The organism is Nocardia seriolae NBRC 15557 (assembly GCF_007990715.1).
GTDB lineage: Bacteria > Actinomycetota > Actinomycetes > Mycobacteriales > Mycobacteriaceae > Nocardia > Nocardia seriolae.
The window spans coordinates 20,129-36,094 of sequence record NZ_BJWY01000076.1 but is presented as its reverse complement, the minus strand read 5'-3'; the positions used below and the strand labels follow the sequence as shown (position 1 = coordinate 36,094).

Annotated in this window: 16 protein-coding genes and 1 pseudogene; 13 read left to right on the top strand and 4 right to left on the bottom strand. The window is 66.8% G+C overall.

Annotation, left to right across the window (positions count from 1 at the left end):
- Positions 1-224 precede the first annotated feature (224 nt).
- Entirely contained in the window at positions 225-377 is a 153-nt protein-coding gene (locus tag NS2_RS36225) for a hypothetical protein (protein WP_158660769.1), read from the top strand.
- 362 nt (positions 378-739) lie between these two features.
- Here the strand turns inward: NS2_RS36225 and NS2_RS22260 are convergent, their stop codons facing one another.
- Entirely contained in the window at positions 740-1,042 is a 303-nt protein-coding gene (locus NS2_RS22260) for an alpha/beta fold hydrolase family protein (RefSeq protein ID WP_036547980.1), read from the bottom strand.
- A 168-nt stretch (positions 1,043-1,210) separates the two neighbouring features.
- Here NS2_RS22260 and NS2_RS22255 point away from each other — a divergent pair, with 168 nt between their 5' ends.
- The 3 genes and pseudogenes from NS2_RS22255 to NS2_RS22245 all read left to right on the top strand — a co-directional run bounded on the left by NS2_RS22255 (position 1,211) and on the right by NS2_RS22245 (position 4,738).
- On the top strand, positions 1,211-3,256 hold the full coding sequence (locus NS2_RS22255; RefSeq protein WP_082062681.1) for a M3 family metallopeptidase: 2,046 nt from the start codon (positions 1,211-1,213) through the stop codon (positions 3,254-3,256).
- An 84-nt stretch (positions 3,257-3,340) separates the two neighbouring features.
- A pseudogene (locus NS2_RS22250) lies at positions 3,341-4,321 on the top strand (alpha/beta hydrolase).
- Between the two features lie 237 nt (positions 4,322-4,558).
- Positions 4,559-4,738 (top strand): hypothetical protein, encoded by a 180-nt coding sequence (locus tag NS2_RS22245; RefSeq protein WP_071812044.1) that lies wholly within the window; start codon positions 4,559-4,561, stop codon positions 4,736-4,738.
- A 30-nt stretch (positions 4,739-4,768) separates the two neighbouring features.
- Here NS2_RS22245 and NS2_RS22240 read toward each other — a convergent pair whose 3' ends face one another.
- Positions 4,769-5,686, bottom strand: coding sequence for a phytanoyl-CoA dioxygenase family protein (locus tag NS2_RS22240; protein WP_071343825.1), 918 nt, complete (start codon positions 5,684-5,686; stop codon positions 4,769-4,771).
- A gap of 391 nt (positions 5,687-6,077) precedes the next feature.
- Here NS2_RS22240 and NS2_RS22235 point away from each other — a divergent pair, with 391 nt between their 5' ends.
- From NS2_RS22235 to NS2_RS22225, 3 genes are all read left to right on the top strand, one after another.
- Positions 6,078-6,794, top strand: coding sequence for an acyltransferase family protein (locus tag NS2_RS22235; protein ID WP_147207272.1), 717 nt, complete (start codon positions 6,078-6,080; stop codon positions 6,792-6,794).
- Between the two features lie 76 nt (positions 6,795-6,870).
- On the top strand, positions 6,871-8,262 hold the full coding sequence (locus tag NS2_RS22230; RefSeq protein ID WP_228102680.1) for an ammonium transporter: 1,392 nt from the start codon (positions 6,871-6,873) through the stop codon (positions 8,260-8,262).
- Between the two features lie 405 nt (positions 8,263-8,667).
- Positions 8,668-9,897 carry a glycosyltransferase 87 family protein gene (locus NS2_RS22225; RefSeq protein WP_228102681.1) on the top strand — a complete coding sequence of 410 codons (1,230 nt, stop codon included), beginning with the start codon at positions 8,668-8,670 and terminating at the stop codon, positions 9,895-9,897.
- Between the two features lie 36 nt (positions 9,898-9,933).
- Here NS2_RS22225 and NS2_RS22220 read toward each other — a convergent pair whose 3' ends face one another.
- Positions 9,934-11,088: a hypothetical protein gene (locus NS2_RS22220; RefSeq protein WP_147207271.1), complete on the bottom strand. Its 1,155-nt coding sequence runs from the start codon at positions 11,086-11,088 to the stop codon at positions 9,934-9,936.
- Positions 11,088-12,023: a metal-dependent hydrolase gene (locus NS2_RS22215; protein ID WP_036547968.1), complete on the bottom strand. Its 936-nt coding sequence runs from the start codon at positions 12,021-12,023 to the stop codon at positions 11,088-11,090. The genes NS2_RS22220 and NS2_RS22215 overlap by 1 nt, the downstream gene beginning before the upstream one ends.
- Positions 12,024-12,166: 143 nt before the next feature.
- Here NS2_RS22215 and NS2_RS22210 point away from each other — a divergent pair, with 143 nt between their 5' ends.
- The 6 genes from NS2_RS22210 to NS2_RS22190 all read left to right on the top strand — a co-directional run bounded on the left by NS2_RS22210 (position 12,167) and on the right by NS2_RS22190 (position 15,902).
- A complete protein-coding gene (locus tag NS2_RS22210) occupies positions 12,167-12,802 on the top strand; it encodes a TetR/AcrR family transcriptional regulator (RefSeq protein WP_036547965.1) in 636 nt (211 codons plus the stop codon).
- Between the two features lie 230 nt (positions 12,803-13,032).
- Complete coding sequence (locus tag NS2_RS36220) at positions 13,033-13,194, top strand: hypothetical protein (protein WP_181321312.1); 162 nt, start codon at positions 13,033-13,035, stop codon at positions 13,192-13,194.
- A gap of 18 nt (positions 13,195-13,212) precedes the next feature.
- Positions 13,213-13,998 (top strand): helix-turn-helix domain-containing protein, encoded by a 786-nt coding sequence (locus NS2_RS22205; RefSeq protein WP_036547962.1) that lies wholly within the window; start codon positions 13,213-13,215, stop codon positions 13,996-13,998.
- A gap of 501 nt (positions 13,999-14,499) precedes the next feature.
- Positions 14,500-14,853, top strand: coding sequence for a nitroreductase/quinone reductase family protein (locus tag NS2_RS22200; protein WP_052486717.1), 354 nt, complete (start codon positions 14,500-14,502; stop codon positions 14,851-14,853).
- A 34-nt stretch (positions 14,854-14,887) separates the two neighbouring features.
- Positions 14,888-15,427 carry an LOG family protein gene (locus tag NS2_RS22195; protein ID WP_036547958.1) on the top strand — a complete coding sequence of 180 codons (540 nt, stop codon included), beginning with the start codon at positions 14,888-14,890 and terminating at the stop codon, positions 15,425-15,427.
- A 109-nt stretch (positions 15,428-15,536) separates the two neighbouring features.
- Entirely contained in the window at positions 15,537-15,902 is a 366-nt protein-coding gene (locus NS2_RS22190) for a hypothetical protein (protein WP_143161410.1), read from the top strand.
- Positions 15,903-15,966: the final 64 nt, after the last annotated feature.

The following is a 15,966-nucleotide window of genomic DNA, read 5'->3' as shown; positions in this document are numbered from 1 at the left end:
GTACTAGCTCCGCAGAAGGCAGAGCCGCAGGGCCATCGACCTGCGGTTCTGCACCACCACGACGATCGTCTCCACGGCAGTCACCTCGTGTGAATCGCTGTGGCGGAGACGAATTCGGCGGGCCACCGCCCTGTGACATCGACGGCCATGAGCGCCGCCGCCAGCGGGCTGTGCGTCGCGCGCAGAATGCGATACAGCTCATCGGCGCGAGTCTGGGGATTGGTGTGGGGCGACGGTCCCCGCTCACCCGGATCGCCAGCAGTTTCCCGTCGACCCCCGTGATCTTCGCGCACGCCGACACCTTGGAGTCCCGCGACCGCAGCAGATACACGCTGCTGGCCGGATCCCCATACGGCGACAGCACCTCTCCCGGCTGAAGGGGGTGCTGCTTCCCGAGTAAGAGCAGATCCCGCCGCGATGCCGGACTCAATCGCTCCATGAAAGCGCGCTTCGGCCACGGCCAGCTATCCAGCCAGTCGGCCCGTGGTGTACTCATATCCCAACTCCGTGCCCTCGGAGAAGCCGCCCCCGCATCCTCCACGGTAGGCGCACACCCTCACGCGAGGATGAAATCCCACATCACGATCTGAGACAGTTCACCGCGAATCCTGTTGCCGCCCAGTAATCGAGTACGCCCACCGGTCACGCGGACTTCTTCTTCCGGCCCCGGACTACTGGCCGGGCATGGTGCCTGCTATCACCTCCGGGGGTTGTTCGAGACCCGTTGTCCTTTGGGGCGTCAGGCGAAGAAGTTGACTAGATGCTCTTCGAGTAGTTCGGGGTGGTTGAGGATTTCGTGGTCGGCGCCGGGGATCTCCAGGCGGCGTGCGGTCGGGATGGCGGTGGCCAGGGCTTGGGCGGCGGTTCGGATCCAGGGCCACGTTTTGTTGCCACGCATGCCGGTGACCATCGGCGCAGGTACGCCGACCTGTTCGGTGAGGAAGAGTTCGGCCGCAGCATCGGGGTCACCGGCGGCGAGGAGGTCGACGACACGGTCGAATCCGTCGGCAGAGCGGACGGTGGTCGGTACAGGGCTGAGCATGGGCTGATTCCATTGCGATGGTCGTGGTCGTGTGGTTCGAGTTCTCCTCGAACGGACCGCGACGATTTCGACAGCCGGATCGACGCGGGCACCGAATTGCGATGCGGCTCACATGGCGCGGCGGCGATGGCGAGGATGGGGCGGCGGGCAGGTCCTACAGTGGCGGGTATGACGAGCAACCCGTTCTTCGAACGCAGCACGCTGCCCTACGAGCTACCGCCGTTCACGGAGATCGGCGAGGAACACTATCTGCCGGCGTTCGAGCGGGGGATGGCGGAGCAACTGGCCGAGATCGCCGAGGTCACCGGGCTGGATGAGGGCCCGACCTTCGCGAATACCGTTGCGGCGCTGGAGCAGTCGGGTGCGGTGCTGACGCGGGTGTCGAATGTGTTCTTCAACCTCGTGTCCTCGGACACGAACGAACGCATTCAGGCGATCGAGGCGGAGGTCTCGCCGCGGCTGGCCGCGCACGCGGACGCCATCCATCTGGATCCGGCGCTGTTCGGCCGGATCGACGCGCTGCACGAGCGGCGGGCCGAACTCGGGTTGAATGCCGAACAGCTGCGGCTGCTGGAGCGATACCACCTGCGTTTCGTGCGCGCCGGTGCGCGGCTGGATGCGGCACAGCAGGCGCGGCTGCGTGAGCTCAATGCGGAACTCGCCACGGCATCAACGGAATTCGGTCAGAGCAATCTCGCGGCCATGAACGCGGCGACCCTGATCCTCGACAGCGAGGACGAACTCGCCGGACTCACTGCGGCCGCGGTGACCGCCGCGGCGGAGAACGCCGAGGCCCTGGGCCACCCCGGTAAATGGGCGCTGAGCCTGCAGAACGTCTCCAACCAACCGGTGCTCGCCGACCTGGCCGACCGCTCGGTGCGGGAACGCATGATGGCGGCGTCGTTGGGCCGCGGCTTCGGCGAAGACGGCGGCAATGCGGCTCTGGGAGCCCGCATGTCGGCATTGCGCGCCGAACGCGCGGAGTTGCTGGGCTACCCGGACCACGCCTCCTACGCCGTGGCCGATCAGACGGCGAAAACGGCTGCGGCGGTGGAGGATATGCTCGCACGGCTGGTCCCGCCCGCGCTGGCCAATGCCGAGCGGGAGGCGGACGAGCTCACCGCCGCCCTGCACGCCGCCGACCCCGGGGCCGAACTGCGTTCCTGGGATTGGCAGTTCTGGTCGGAAAAGCTTCGGGCCGAACAGTTCTCGGTGGACGGCGAGGCGCTGCGCCCGTTCTTCGAGCTGGAGCGGGTGCTGTGGGACGGCGTATTCCACGCGGCCGGACTGGTTTACGGGCTCACCTTCCGGGAACGCGCGGATCTGATCGGCTACCACCCGGAGGTCCGGGTGTTCGAGGTGTTCGACGCCGACGGCAGCGCGCTGGGCCTGTTCCTCGGCGACTACTTCAAGCGCCCGTCCAAACGCGGCGGGGCGTGGATGAATTCGCTGGTTCGGCAGTCGAAACTGCTGGGGCAGCAGCCCGTCGTGGTCAACAATCTCAATATCCCGAAACCGGCCGAGGGCGAACCGGCCCTGCTGAGCTGGGACAATGTCCGCACGCTCTTCCACGAGTTCGGCCACGCCCTGCACGGGCTGTTCTCGGACGTGGAGTACCCGTTCTTCTCCGGCACCGCGGTGCCGCGCGACTTCGTGGAATTCCCGTCGCAGGTGAACGAGATGTGGATGTCGCGGCCGGAAGTACTGGCCAACTACGCCCGCCACATCGACACCGGCGAGCCGATGCCCGTCGAACTGGTGGAGCGGATGTCCGCGGCCGAACGCTTCGGTGAGGGCTTCCGCACGGTCGAATACCTGGCCGCGGCACTGCTGGACTGGGCCTGGCATCGCCGCACCCGGGCCGACGCGGCGGCGGCCACCGATGCCGAGGCGTTCGAGGAAGCGGCCCTGCGCAAGGCGGGCGTCGCCCTCGCCGCCATCCCGCCGCGCTATCGCACCGGCTATTTCGCGCACATCTTCGCGGGCGGTTACGGCGCCGGGTACTACTCCTACATCTGGAGCGAGGTACTCGACGCCGATACCGTCCAGTGGTTCGACGAGGGTGAGCTCTCGGTCCGTGCCAAGGGCGAGCGGTTCCGCCGCGAACTGCTCTCGCGCGGAGGCTCGGTCGATCCCATGGAAGCCTTCGCCGCCTTCCGCGGCCGCGCGCCCGAGATCGAGCCGCTGTTGATTCGCCGGGGTCTGAATCGATAGCAGATTCGCTTGAGGCACAGCGGATTCCCGCCGGAGTACGGTAATTTACTCTGAAACCAGGTGGGAGGCCGGGGAATGGTGGGAATGGCGCGATCCGGGGGACGTCGGACGTTTCGCAGTGTGCTGAAGAGGTCCGTCACGGTGGTGGCGGCGGCCGTGCTGGTGTCGTCGCTCGGGGCGGCGCAGGCCACGGTCGGTACGGGGGCGGCCGCGGCCGCACCGTCGGGCGGGTACCAGGAACTGTGAGTGCCCTCGAGCATGGGGCCGATCAAGGTGCAGGTGCAGTGGGCCGCGCACGGCGGCGGTTATGCCCTGTACCTGCTCGACGGGTTACGTGCCCCCGGTGACCACAACCAGTGGACCTCCGACACCGACGCGCTGCGCCAATTCGCCGGAGACGACGTCACTTTGGTGTTCCCGGTCGGCGGGCACTCCAGCTTCTACACCGACTGGCTGCGGCCCAGCAGTACCAACGGACAGACCGTCACCTACCGCTGGGAGACCTTCCTCACCGAGGAGCTGCCCAACTTCCTTGCGGGCTATGGTGTTTCGCGCACCAATGTCGGCATCGTCGGTCCGTCCATGGGCGGCAATGCCGCGCTGACGCTGGCCGCCCACCATCGCGATCAGTTCCGGTTCGCCGGATCCTTCTCCGGCTACGTGAATCCCACGTTCTCGCTGTGGAACGAAGGCATGCGACTGGCCATGCGCGACGAGGGCAACTTCAACCTCGACGATATGTGGGGCCCGATCACCAGCCCGGCCTGGAGCCGCAATGACGCCAGCGTGCACGCCGAATTGCTGCGCGGGCTGCCCATGTACATCTGGAGCGGCAACGGTGTCCCCACGGCCGCGGATCTGCCGAACGCCGTGAACAACACCGTCAATGCCATGGCGCTGGAGGCGATGACCCAGACCGCGGCCCAGATCCTGCGAAACCGCTTCGCGGCCTTGGGAATCGGTGCGCGCGTCGACATCGGCCCCGGCACCCACACCTGTCACTACTGGCAGGAGGCGCTGCGCACCGCGCGGCCCATGATTCTCGACGCGCTCGGCGCGCACTGAAGCGATCGCTTCGGCGACACAAGGTCGAGCCCGGATGCCGTCGGCCCCGAGAATTCGGGGCGGCGCGTTCGGAGGAACTTCCGAAGTCGGCACGTTCATGATTTGGCGCGCCTGGTCCGAAACGTGGTGGCGGTGCTTGGTGGCTGGCCGTTCGCCTCGTACGCTGGCGGTATGCCACAGTCCTCTGTAGAGGCTCGACCGAAACCGGTAACTGCGTGGTTCGCCTACTGTTCCGCAGTGGTTGCTTTTGGATTGCTAGCGCTCACTTTGATTGCGGCCGCCACCGGGCATGAGGGGTTGGCGGCGGCGGGCGGAATCGCCTGTGCGCTTGTCGTGCTCGCTGGAATCGGCATCTTCGTGGCCGTCGCCGCTCGCGACCACGAACACCACGAAGCCGCGAGCGTGCGCCGGGCCTGATCGCGGCATTCGGTGTCGAGCGGCGCGGCCTCAGTCCGCGCTGCGGGCGGTGGCCGGGCGCAGTGAGCCCACCGCGCGCTGGTAGTCGAGGGCCAGATCCGCCGAGATCGGCGTGTGGGTGGTGGGGTGGAGGAAGTCCCGCAGGTTGGTGCCGGTGCAGGCGGAGTCGACATTGCGGGCGCCTCGGACCGCGGTGACGTCGCCGATGTGGACGGTGCGGAAGTCGATGGAGAAACGGGTGACGCCGGAGTTGTTGGGGAGCGACGAGTGTAATTGGTTGCCGGAGAACATCATCAGGCCGCCGGCTTCGGGGAGGACCGTCACGATGGGTTCCAGGTCGGCGGTGGGGTCGAGGATCTTGGGCTGGATCCGGGTGTCGGCGCCGATGTGGGTGGCGGCGTTGAAGCGGGAGGTGCGGTTCCACTCGTCGTAGTCGTAGCAGTCCGAGGAGTTGGCCACGGGGGCGTCGAAGTAGCGCGGGTGGAAGCCCATGGCGTTGTGCTCGGTCACCGGGAAGATGGGCAGCCACCAGTTGATCTGGTTGAAGGGGGCTGAGTACCAGGTGTCGCGGTGGGCGTGGAAGACGTAGGAGATGCCGGTGGTCAGGTAGCCGTCGGAGGTCGAGGTGCGCAGGCGGGGCACGTCGAAGTACGTATTCTCGTCGCAGCCATGGGATTTCATGAGCTCGGCCACCAGCTGCTTGGACCGTTCGTGGTGGATGAACCGCGGTTTGAGCGCCGCGAGGATCTCCACCATCCGATCCACCGGCAACTCGTACTGCGCGGTCTGCGGATCCAGTGATCCGAAGGCTTCGGCGATGAGCTCCCGGGCGAAATCCGTTAGGGCCGTCGACACTTCGTTAGCAGGGTAAACGAATACCGCTCCGCGGTAGAGGAGTTCGCGTCGCCGATCGTCGCTCAGCTGCGGCGCGGAGTACACAATTGTCATGACAAGTCCTGCAACTCAATGGAATCGGAGTGTGCCGGCACCAGCCACACGCCCCCCGTGGTTGCGGTTGACGCTACCGGTACCTCGCCGCCTCGTCGCGGGTTTCACCGAGTCGCAACCTACTCGCCCATCCCGTGACTGTCGACCAGCCCGTGGGCGGGAGGCGTTTGCCGGGGTTGCCCGCGGTGTGCTTCGAATCTCGGCGGTGCGCCCGCTCGAGCGGACGTCCGTCGGATCCGTTCGATTGCTTTTGGGTGGGGAATCCTGAAATGACCGTTGCTGGTGCTGTGGTGGCTCCTCCCGGCCCGCAGGCTGAACCTGTGCGGCGCGGCGGGGCCGGGCGATACGAATTCCTGGATGCGCTGCGCGGGCTGGCGGCGTACCCCTGGCGATGCTCGCCGTCGTTTCGATAGCGCCCGGGGCGGGATTGCCGCCCGCGTTGCTGCTGGGCTCCCAGGCGAACCTCGTCACCCGTTCGATCGTCGTCGTCGCCACGATCCTGGTCGCTGTGGTGTTCGCGCGCCTGGCCGCCGATCGGCGTTCGGCGCTCGCCGCGATTCTGCTCGCGGTCATTACCGTCCCGCTGGTGCTCAACCAGCCCGGGCAGTCGGTATTGACCTTCGGCTATTTCGCCACCATGTTCGTCGGCACGGTGCTCTACCGCATGACCGCGGGCGAGATCACCGCGCGGCGCGGCTGGGCGGTCTTCGGCTTCGCCGTGTGCGTGATCTTCGGGATCAGCCTGTTCATCAAGCCCTACCTGGAACCCGCGACCGGCGTCTGGGTGCACTGGATGAGGCAGCCCCTCACCATCCTCCCCGCCTACCTGCTGTTCGCCGCGGCACTATTGCTGCGCCGCTACTCCTTTCCGCGTCCACTGTTGTTCCTGGGCCGAATCAGCTTCTCCCTCTACCTGGTCCACGTCCTGGTACTGGACGCCCTGCCGCGCTGGACCACTTCCGTCGCCGGTGTCCCCGCCCCCTGGCTGACCCTGGGCAGCTGGCTGATCGTGGCGGTCGCCACCGCGGCCCTGACCTACCGCATCATCGAAAAGCCCTGCCACAACCTGGGTCACCGCCTGATCGCCAAGATAGATTCACCGTCCTGAAACACCACCGGGTGCCCGGTGGAAACAGGCGTTCTCGATGCTGTGCCCGAATTCCCGTGGGATATGAGGTACGAGTGTGAATTCGGGAGATACCGCGTGGGTGCTGGCCAGCGCCGCGCTGGTCATGTTGATGACGCCGGGGCTGGCGTTCTTCTACGGCGGCATGGTGGGCGGCAAGAGCGTGCTGAACATGCTGATGATGAACTTCATGTGTTTGGGCGTCGTGACGACGCTGTGGCTGTTGTACGGCTACAGCGAGGCGTTCGGCGACGACGCCTATCAAGGGCTGGTCGGCAAGATGTCGCACGTATTGCTGCGAATGACGCAGGGAACGGTGTCCGGCCCTGCGGGACACCAGATTCCGACCATGGCATTCGTGATGTTCCAGCTGATGTTCGCGGTCATTACGACCGCGCTGATCACCGGCGTGATCGCGGGCCGGACACGATTCTGGGCGTGGATGTTGTTCACGGTGTTGTGGACTTCCGTCGTGTATTTCCCGGTCGCGCATTGGGTTTTCAGCGCGAGCGGGTTCACGAATTCCGACGCCTCGGGCAATTCCTCGGATGTCGGCGGCTGGATTGTGAACCGGCTCAGGGCCTTCGACTTCGCGGGTGGCACGGCGGTGCACATCAACGCGGGAGCGGCGGCGCTGGCGGTGGCGCTGGTGATCGGCAAGCGGCACGGCTGGCCGCGCACCGTCTCGCGCCCGCACAATGTGCCGTTCACCCTGCTCGGCGCGGCGCTGCTGTGGTTCGGCTGGTACGGATTCAATGCCGGATCCGCCTTGACCGCAGGCGATCTCGCCGCCCTCGCGTTCACCAACACCACCATCGCCACCGGCACCGCCTCGATGGCGTGGATCATCGTCGAACAGTTGCGGGACGGGAAGCCGACCACCATCGGCGCGTCCTCCGGCGCGGTCGCCGGGCTGGTGGCCATCACACCCGCCTGCGGCTTCGTGGGAACCATCGGCGCGCTGTGCATCGGAATCGCGGCCGGGGTGTGCTGTGCGCTCGCGGTGAGCCTGAAATACGTCTTCGGCTATGACGATTCGCTGGACGTGGTCGGCGTGCACCTGGTCGGCGGGCTGGTCGGGACGCTGCTGATCGGACTGTTCGCCGATGCCTCGGTGAATCCGGCGGGCGGCAACGGCCTGCTCAACGGCGGCGGGGTCACCCAGTTGTCGCGGCAGGCCGTGGCGGCCCTCGCGGTCATGGGGTACTCCTTCGCGGCGACCCTGATCCTGGCGTGGATCATCCACAAACTCTTCGGTTTCCGCGTCGACGAGGAAGCGGAGCTGAACGGCATCGACGAGGCCGAGCACGCCGAATCCGCCTACGACGCCGCCGTCCCGGCCAGCCTGACCGCGACCCCTGTACAACCCCGCGTACCCACGGCCACCCAGCGTCGCCAGCCCGTCCCGCAGCCCCGCCCCACCCCCAGACCCCGCGACCAATACTGGTGACATACACCGCGCCGTGCATCGCCTCCGGCGAGGAACGTGCTCGAGGTGAAGTTCGCGTGACCATCGCCCACCGCGACCTCGCCCGCCTGCCGCACGGCCGTCCGGGGCGCGGTCGAATCCACCGCCGACGCCCTGCCGAACCTGCCGACGGTCCAAGCGAAACGGGCACCCCGATCTCCGACTGCGACTGCGGGCGTGACCGCGACGCATCCGGCTGCCTGCCACCGCTGCGCCGGGACGGACCGGATTCGGGCGGCCATGGCCGACGACGGACGGGACCGGGCGTCGCGTCGTGCCCGTGACCAGGCGTTGGGGCGTCGGCGGTGGGTTCGGCTGGTGCGGGTGTACGCGGGTGCGGGGTCGCCGATAAAGTGGTGGCGGATGAGTTGTTCTACCGCTGTTGCTGTGCCGAAGTCGCTGGGCCGCCGTTTCGGGTGGGTGATGTGGCTGGTTCCGGCGTTGTGTGTGGCCTTCGCCGCAATGTGCCTGATGGTGCCGGTGTGGCCGTTCAAGCAGATCACGGGTGGGTTCATTGACCTGCAGGTGTATCGGCTGGGCGTGCAGACGCTGTGGCACGGCGGGGACATGTACGGGCAGCTGCCGCAGACCACGATCGGGATCGGGCTGCCGTTCATCTATCCGCCGTTCTCCGCGCTGGTGCTCTCGCCGTTCGCCTTCCTACCGTGGAACGCGGCCCGCTTCGGGTTCTTCGTGTCCTCGGTGGCCGCACTGGCGATCGCGTTCTATCTGGTGGCGCGCCGGGTCTGGCCGGGAGAGGATCGGCGGCTGCTCGCGCTGTGGGTGACCGCCTGTGTCACGCCGCTGGGCCTGCTGCTGGAGCCGACCCACTCGACGCTGGACTTCGGGCAGGTGAATCTGCTGCTCATGGTGCTGGTGGTGGCCGACTGCCTGGCGGACAAGCCGAAGTGGCGGCGCGGCATGCTGGTCGGTGTCGCGGCCGCGGTGAAGCTGACGCCGGCGGCGTTCATCCTCTACTTCCTGATCCGGCGGGACTACAAGGCCGCGGCCACCGCGGCGGTGACCGGCGCGGTGATCACCGCGCTCACCTTCGCCGTACTGCCGCGCGCGTCGATGACCTATTGGTTCGGCGGGATGGGCAATGTGTCGGGGCTGAGCGGTTCGGCATTCCATACCAACCAGTCGATTCAAGCCGTGCTGTCGCGGTTCGAGATCCACAAGCCGCTGCTCACCGTCCTGTGGCTGCTGCTGAGCGCCGCCCTGCTGGCGCTGGTGGTGCCCGCCATGCGCCGCGCGGCGGACTTCCCGCCGCTGGCGCTGGCGATCAATGCCGTGTTCACGCTGCTGGTGTCCCCGATTTCCTGGTCCCACCACTGGATCTGGATCGCCCCCGCGCTGCTGGGGATGATCGGTTACGCGACCCGGCTGCCCTGGCGGCGGGCCGTCGGCTGGTATCTGGTCACCGCGATCACCATCGCGGTCTTCGTGTACGGCCCGCAGAACTGGCTCCCCGACGGCGAGCACCGCGAATCCCACTGGACGCCATGGCAGCACGTCATCGGCAACACCTACGTCTGGTTCAGCGTGCTGCTGGTGGCGCTGTTCCTCTACAGCACCCGGCGGGTGCGCCGGGAGCAGCCCGTTCTGGTGAGCTGAGCGAATCGCGCCGCCACGCCTTCGTGGCGACGACCCTCAGCTCCGAACAGCGTGTGGCGTAGGCCCGCTCACCGATGTCACCGTCCTCGGGCCGAGGACCGCGGCGACGCAGAGCGTCGCGATGACGAAGCAGGCGATCGTATACCAGAGGTTGCCGACGGGGTCGCCGTTGCGGGTCAGGCCGTGGGTGGCGGCGAGGAAATCGGGCAGGGCGGCGGCCCACAGGATTGCCATGACGAGCAGGTAGAGGGCGCTGTAGCCGCGGACGAAATCGTTCGTGTAGCCGGGTTCGGCGGCTCGGCGCAGCCGTGACCATTGCCGGTACAGCAGGGGGACGGCGACCACCGTCACCGCGACCAGTTCGAGCGCGTAGATGGTGCCGCGAACCGTCGTGCTGCCCATGCCGAGAACGGTGGCGGGCAGGGGCAGGATGAAGGTGCCCAGCGAGGCCAGCAGGCCGATCACGACGGTGCGCCAGGTCAATTCGAGGCCGGGGATGCGCTCGCCACGGTCGGCGCGGCGACCGACGAAGCGATAGACGCAGTAGGCCAGCGACATCGGCCACAGGGCGGCGAAGACCACCACGCTCGGCAGCGGAACGGAGTCGAACATGGGCTGGTTCAGGGGATTCGACGTGGACCACTCCCACCAGCGCAGCTGCGGGCCGAGCTGGTCGAAGATCTCGTAGAAGGCGTGGTGGACGAAGCCGACGCAGGTGGCGCCGGCCAGCGCCCCGTAGCGGCCGAAAACCCCCAGCATGCGCACGATTTCGTAGGCGATGGTGGCCATGAACGGGTAGATCGCCACGATGTAGAGCGGCAGCCGGCCCCAGAGGAAGTCCACCGTGAAGACGTTGTGGGCGAACATGGTGTCCACCTGCCCCGAAATGCCGAACGCGGCAGGGAAATACAACGGCGGCTCGATGATGAACAGGTAGGCGGTCGCGCCGAACCAGAGCGCCAGTTTGGTGGGATCGCCACGGCGCAGCCGGACGACGGCCAGTACCAGCGCCAGGATCGAACCCACGATGACCGTGGTCTCGAGCACCGGAAGCGTCCAGTTCTCCAGTGCGAGCGGGTTTCTCACCTCGATGATCCCGCCCTTGCTCTCACATGAGAAGCTGAGCGATCGGGCGAGCTGATCGAAGGTGGGTGCGCAGTGCTCGGCCGCAGCGCGGATCGTCGAGGCCATCAGTTCGCCTCCGCTCCGGTCGACTCGGCGGTGTACCAGCGGGTGACGTCGTAGCCGTCGCGGTAGCGCTGGAACCACACGTCGGCCAGCGCCGGTGTGTTCTCCTGTGCCGGATTGTGTTTCGGCAACTGGCTGCGGATGACCCCGCGCAGCGCGGTGAGCTGCTCGCTCAGCGGCAGGTCGTCGAATGCGCGCGGCATCGGCCCGTTGTCGGGCAGTGCGAAGCGCGGCAGCCGCTCGCCCAGGAGCTTGCGGTAGCGGTAGGTCGCCGACATCGCCATCGCGTCGATCTGCCGATCCTCCAGGGGCACATGCTTATTGAACCCCTCGTTGGCGATCCGGATCATCCGCAGCACGTGCCGGAAGATCGACGGGGCCACCCGCATGCGGTAGAGATCGCTGCCGACGATCGAATCGAAGACGATGAGCGCCGAACTGCGGTGCTCCACCTCCTCGACGAAATGCCAGATGAACAGGGAGGCGACCCGGTCGTCACCGGGCCGGAAGAGCGCCGCCTCATTGTCGAGCATGAGCTTGAACACCGAGGTGAAGGTGGCCTCCAGGTCGGCGGTGTAGGCGAGCCGGTACTTCAGCGGGGTCTCGGCGGTGAGCTTGTCGAATTCGCCGATCACCTCGTCGAGGGTCTCCTGCAGTCCCGGGTAGCTGCGGATCAGCCCGCGCACGTGCTGGCGGTGGGCGGTGGAGTGCTGGCCCTCCTGCCGCATGAAGGCGTCGGCCTCCGAGGCGACGTCCGGGTCGGTGATCAGCGGTTTGGCCTGCATGATCATCTTCACGATCATCTTCTCGAAGCCGATGGCCAGGAACGAGACCGCATTGGCCATGCTCGAGAAGCCCGGGTTCTCGGGATTCCAGAGGAACGGCACCTCGTGTTCCTCGAACGCGAAAGTCAGCTTCCGCACGATCAATTCCGTCATTTAGGCGATACCTCGTCTTCCGGACGCGAGTGGTCCGGTGAACATACAAACATACAAAGATGCGTTCAAGTGTATGATTTGAAACGCCTGCTCAGCGGGTCTGCCATTCCGGGCGAACCGGTCGTGCGTGTTACGGTCGGGCCGTGGCACGAAGGCGCGGGTGGGGCGGCAGTCCGCCGGAGAACGATGAGGAAGCGACCCGTCGAATCGTCGCCGCCGCAGTCGAATTGATCGGGCGCACCGGCGCGGAGATCAGCATTGCCGATGTGGCGGAGTCGCTCGGGGTCATCCGGCAGACCGTCTACCGGTATTTCCCCAGTGCCGACGCGCTCATGCGGGCCTCGGCCATCGCCTCGGTGGACGGCTTCCTGGACCGGCTGGCCGCGCAGGTGCGCGGGCTCACCGATCCGGTCGAGGCCATGACCGAGGGCGTCGTGTTCACCCTCGCCGAGGTGCCACGCACCCCGCACCTGGGCCTGTTGCTCGCGGCCACCTATCCCAAGGCCGACCCGACCGGGATCACCTCCGCGGAGGCGCAGGCCTTCGGCATCACCATGATCGAGCGCTTCGACGTGGATTGGCGCGGCTACGGCTACGATGACGAATCCCTGCGCGAGCTGGTCGAATTCCTACTGCGCACCATGCAGTCGCTGTTCATCTCGCCGGGCAATCCGCCGCGCGGCGAGGACGAGCTGCGGCGCTACCTGCGCCGCTGGATGGGGTCGGCCATCATCGCCCAGGCGAGCATCGTGACCGGCACCTCGCGCGGCGGGGCGTGACCATGTCGCGCCGTCTCCCGGACTGGTATTCGATTGACGGTTCGCGTTACGGTGCAACGCTTTTCGTGCTTGCAGTGAGTGCGGTGCCGACCGGGGCGCCGGTGTTCACCACGGTCGATCCCTGACCGGGGGGCCGGCCCGGGTGGTGGCTCGCGGCCGCGGCGCTGTTCGTCTCGATCGGGGCGTGGACCCATCGGTGGGCGCCGGACTTCGCGTCGGTCGGCGTCTTCGTGCTGCCCAAGCCCTGGCATACCGAGCCGATTCTGGAGAACGCGCACGTCGTGGTGTTCGCCTTCGCCGTGCTGTACGCCGTGTCGGTGATCCGGGACTCGAACCGCCGACCGGATCACACCGCACCGCGTATTAGGATGCTGGACGGTAGCTGTACGTAGATTTCGAGGGTTGGAGAGGTGCGCGTGTCTTCGGACGAGCTGAAACTTCCCTTACCCTCGCTCGCGGATTACGTCCACTTCCATCGCAAGCGGCTCGGGCTCACTCGGGAGGCATTGGGCCACCGCGCCTTCCTCTCGGCGCGCACCATTCAGAAACTCGAGCGCGGCGAGCAGACCGGATTGAGCCAGCCGACCCAGCAGGCGCTGGGCCGCGCACTCGGACTCACCAGCCCGGCCGAATTCAAGCACCTCGACGATCTGACCCGGGTCCATATTCCGCGACCCTGGTCGCCCGAGGTGGTGCGCACCGAGGTCACCGCCGCCGAGCAGGCCATGCTCGACGACCTCATGCCGAGTCCGGCCGCCTACTGCAATTGGAGCTGGGATGTCATCGCCGCCAATGACGCCTACGAGAAGTTGTTCCCCGGACGGGTCGCGGCAGGCAATGTCATGCTCTGGCTGTTCGGCCCGATGGGGCGCAAGGTCATGGCGTCCTGGGCGGATGAGATTCCGAACGATGTCGCGAGGATGCGCGGCATCATGACGCACTTCGGGAATCCGGAGCCCGGCATCCAGGTGCTGCGCGCACTGCAGGACGATCCCGACTTCGCCCGGCTGTGGCTGACCCGCAGCGTCGGCTTTGATCGCGGTGTCGAAGAGCCGCAGCATGTCCACACCGAGGCGGGCCCGGTCAGTGTGAGCATGCAGTTGCAGTCCTTCCCCGCCGGGCGGGAATTCCTGCATCTATGCGTCGCCGCGGTCCGCCCTTATCGCGGTCCGTCCCTGCGGACAGACCCTATTTAGGGTCTGTCGTGCGGCTTGTCGATTGCGACCCACTTCCGCTTTACTCAGTGGCGGCCGCAGCGAGGCAAGGGAGTGTCCGCTGCGGATCGCGAATGTGTAGGTATTCCTTCGTAATTCGGTGCACGCGAGCCCCACAAGGGCCTATTTCGCGTGCGCTCACGGCGACCCCGCACAGATTTGCTCCGGCGATGCCGTGGAGGGGACGGCATCGCCGGGACATCCGTCCAGTCTTCGGCAACGAATAGAGGATCAGCACACCTGTCGGGTCCACAACGAACCGACCAGTGAGTCATGGATGTTCCGAGTCCTGGTTGTTCATTGTCACGAAGGAGGAAGGCGCATGATCCCGCATTTCATCGGTGACCTCATCAGTTTCGTGAACGACTTCGTCGCGAGGCTGATCATCCCGTAAGCCCGGGCCCCCGGGGCGGTTCGCCGCCTCGGGGGCCAGGTCGATAGCTCGGCTATCGAGTGTTACCGTGCCCCCTGAGGAGGGCACACATGGCTCTGAAAGATGTTGTGGCACAGTTTGCGAACGCCGCCAACGCCGGAATCGTCGCACTGACCAAGCTTCCGGTGATCGGCCCGTTGATGGGACGCGGGTTCGTGGTCATCACCTATACCGGCCGCCGGTCGGGCAAGACCTTCAGCACGCCGGTCAACTACGTGCGCCGCGGTGACGAGATCGTCATCGGCGTCGGCATGCCCGACAAGAAGAGCTGGTGGCGCAACTTCCAGGGTGAGGGCGGCCCGATCTCCCTGCATCTGAACGGAGTCGACCGGACCGGCCACGCGGTGACCAAGCGCGACAACGGCCGCGTCACCGTGCGGGTCACCCTCGACACCACCTCCTGAGGCGCATCCGTCCCGCGTCAATACAGTGGGCCGCATGGACATCTGCGTGTTTCTGTCGGCCGCCGACCTCGACGAGCGCTACACCCGGCCCGCCCGTGAGTTCGCGGAGTTGCTCGGGAAGGGCGGGCACGCGCTGGTGTGGGGCGGATCCGATGTGGGGCTGATGAAGGTCGTCGCGGATGGTGTCCAGGACAGTGGCGGGCGGCTGGTGGGCGTCTCGGTGGAGTTCCTGCGCGGCAAGGCGCGAGTGAACGCGGACGAGATGATCATCGCCGCCGACCTGGCCGAGCGGAAGGCCAAGCTGCTCGGCCTCGCCGACGCGGTCGTGATCATGGTCGGCGGCACCGGGACCATCGATGAGGCCACCGAGATCCTGGAGATGAAAAAGCATGGCATGCACCGCAAACCGGTCGTCCTGCTGAACACCGCCGGGTTCTACGACGGCCTGCTCGCCCAGTTCGAGCGCATGGAGTCGGAAGGATTCCTGCCGCTGCCGCTGGCCGACCTGGTCCATTTCGCCGACGATCCCGCACAGGTCATCGCCTATCTCGAAGAAGTGGTCCACAACGGCTGACCGACCGGCACTACGCATTGCCACGTCGCGGCGGCCGTGCCAGCCTGGATGTCAGGTGCGGCAGCCGGGACGCGCGGCCCGTGCGTCGCCGGTGTTCGAGGAGGCAGCCGTGAGGGACCGGGCAGGGGTGACGGAGCGGTCGTCGCTGCGCGTCACCGTGGATTTCAGGGACTCGGCACATCGTTCACTGGGAGTCGGCTGGTCGGTGGAGGCGGTCCCGAACTCGGGCGATGCGGCGCGGAAGTTCGAGTCAGCACGAATCTTCCTGGTGGCGCTCGGGTCCCGGCCGTGCCGCACCTATCTCGGGCTCGTCGATTGGCAGGACCGGACCTCGATCCAACTGCCCGAGTCGGTGCCCGCTGGGGCCTACGCCATCGATGTCGATGCATATGGCAGCGCCAGCTGGGGTGACGGCCGCCTGGATGCCCGTGGGCGGAGCGCTTCGTTCACGGTCGATCTCGATGCGCCCGAGTAGGTCGGCCACGTGCAGTAGCCGCCCCGCGTGCCAGGGGATCCAGCGCGGATCCGTGAGTCTTCCC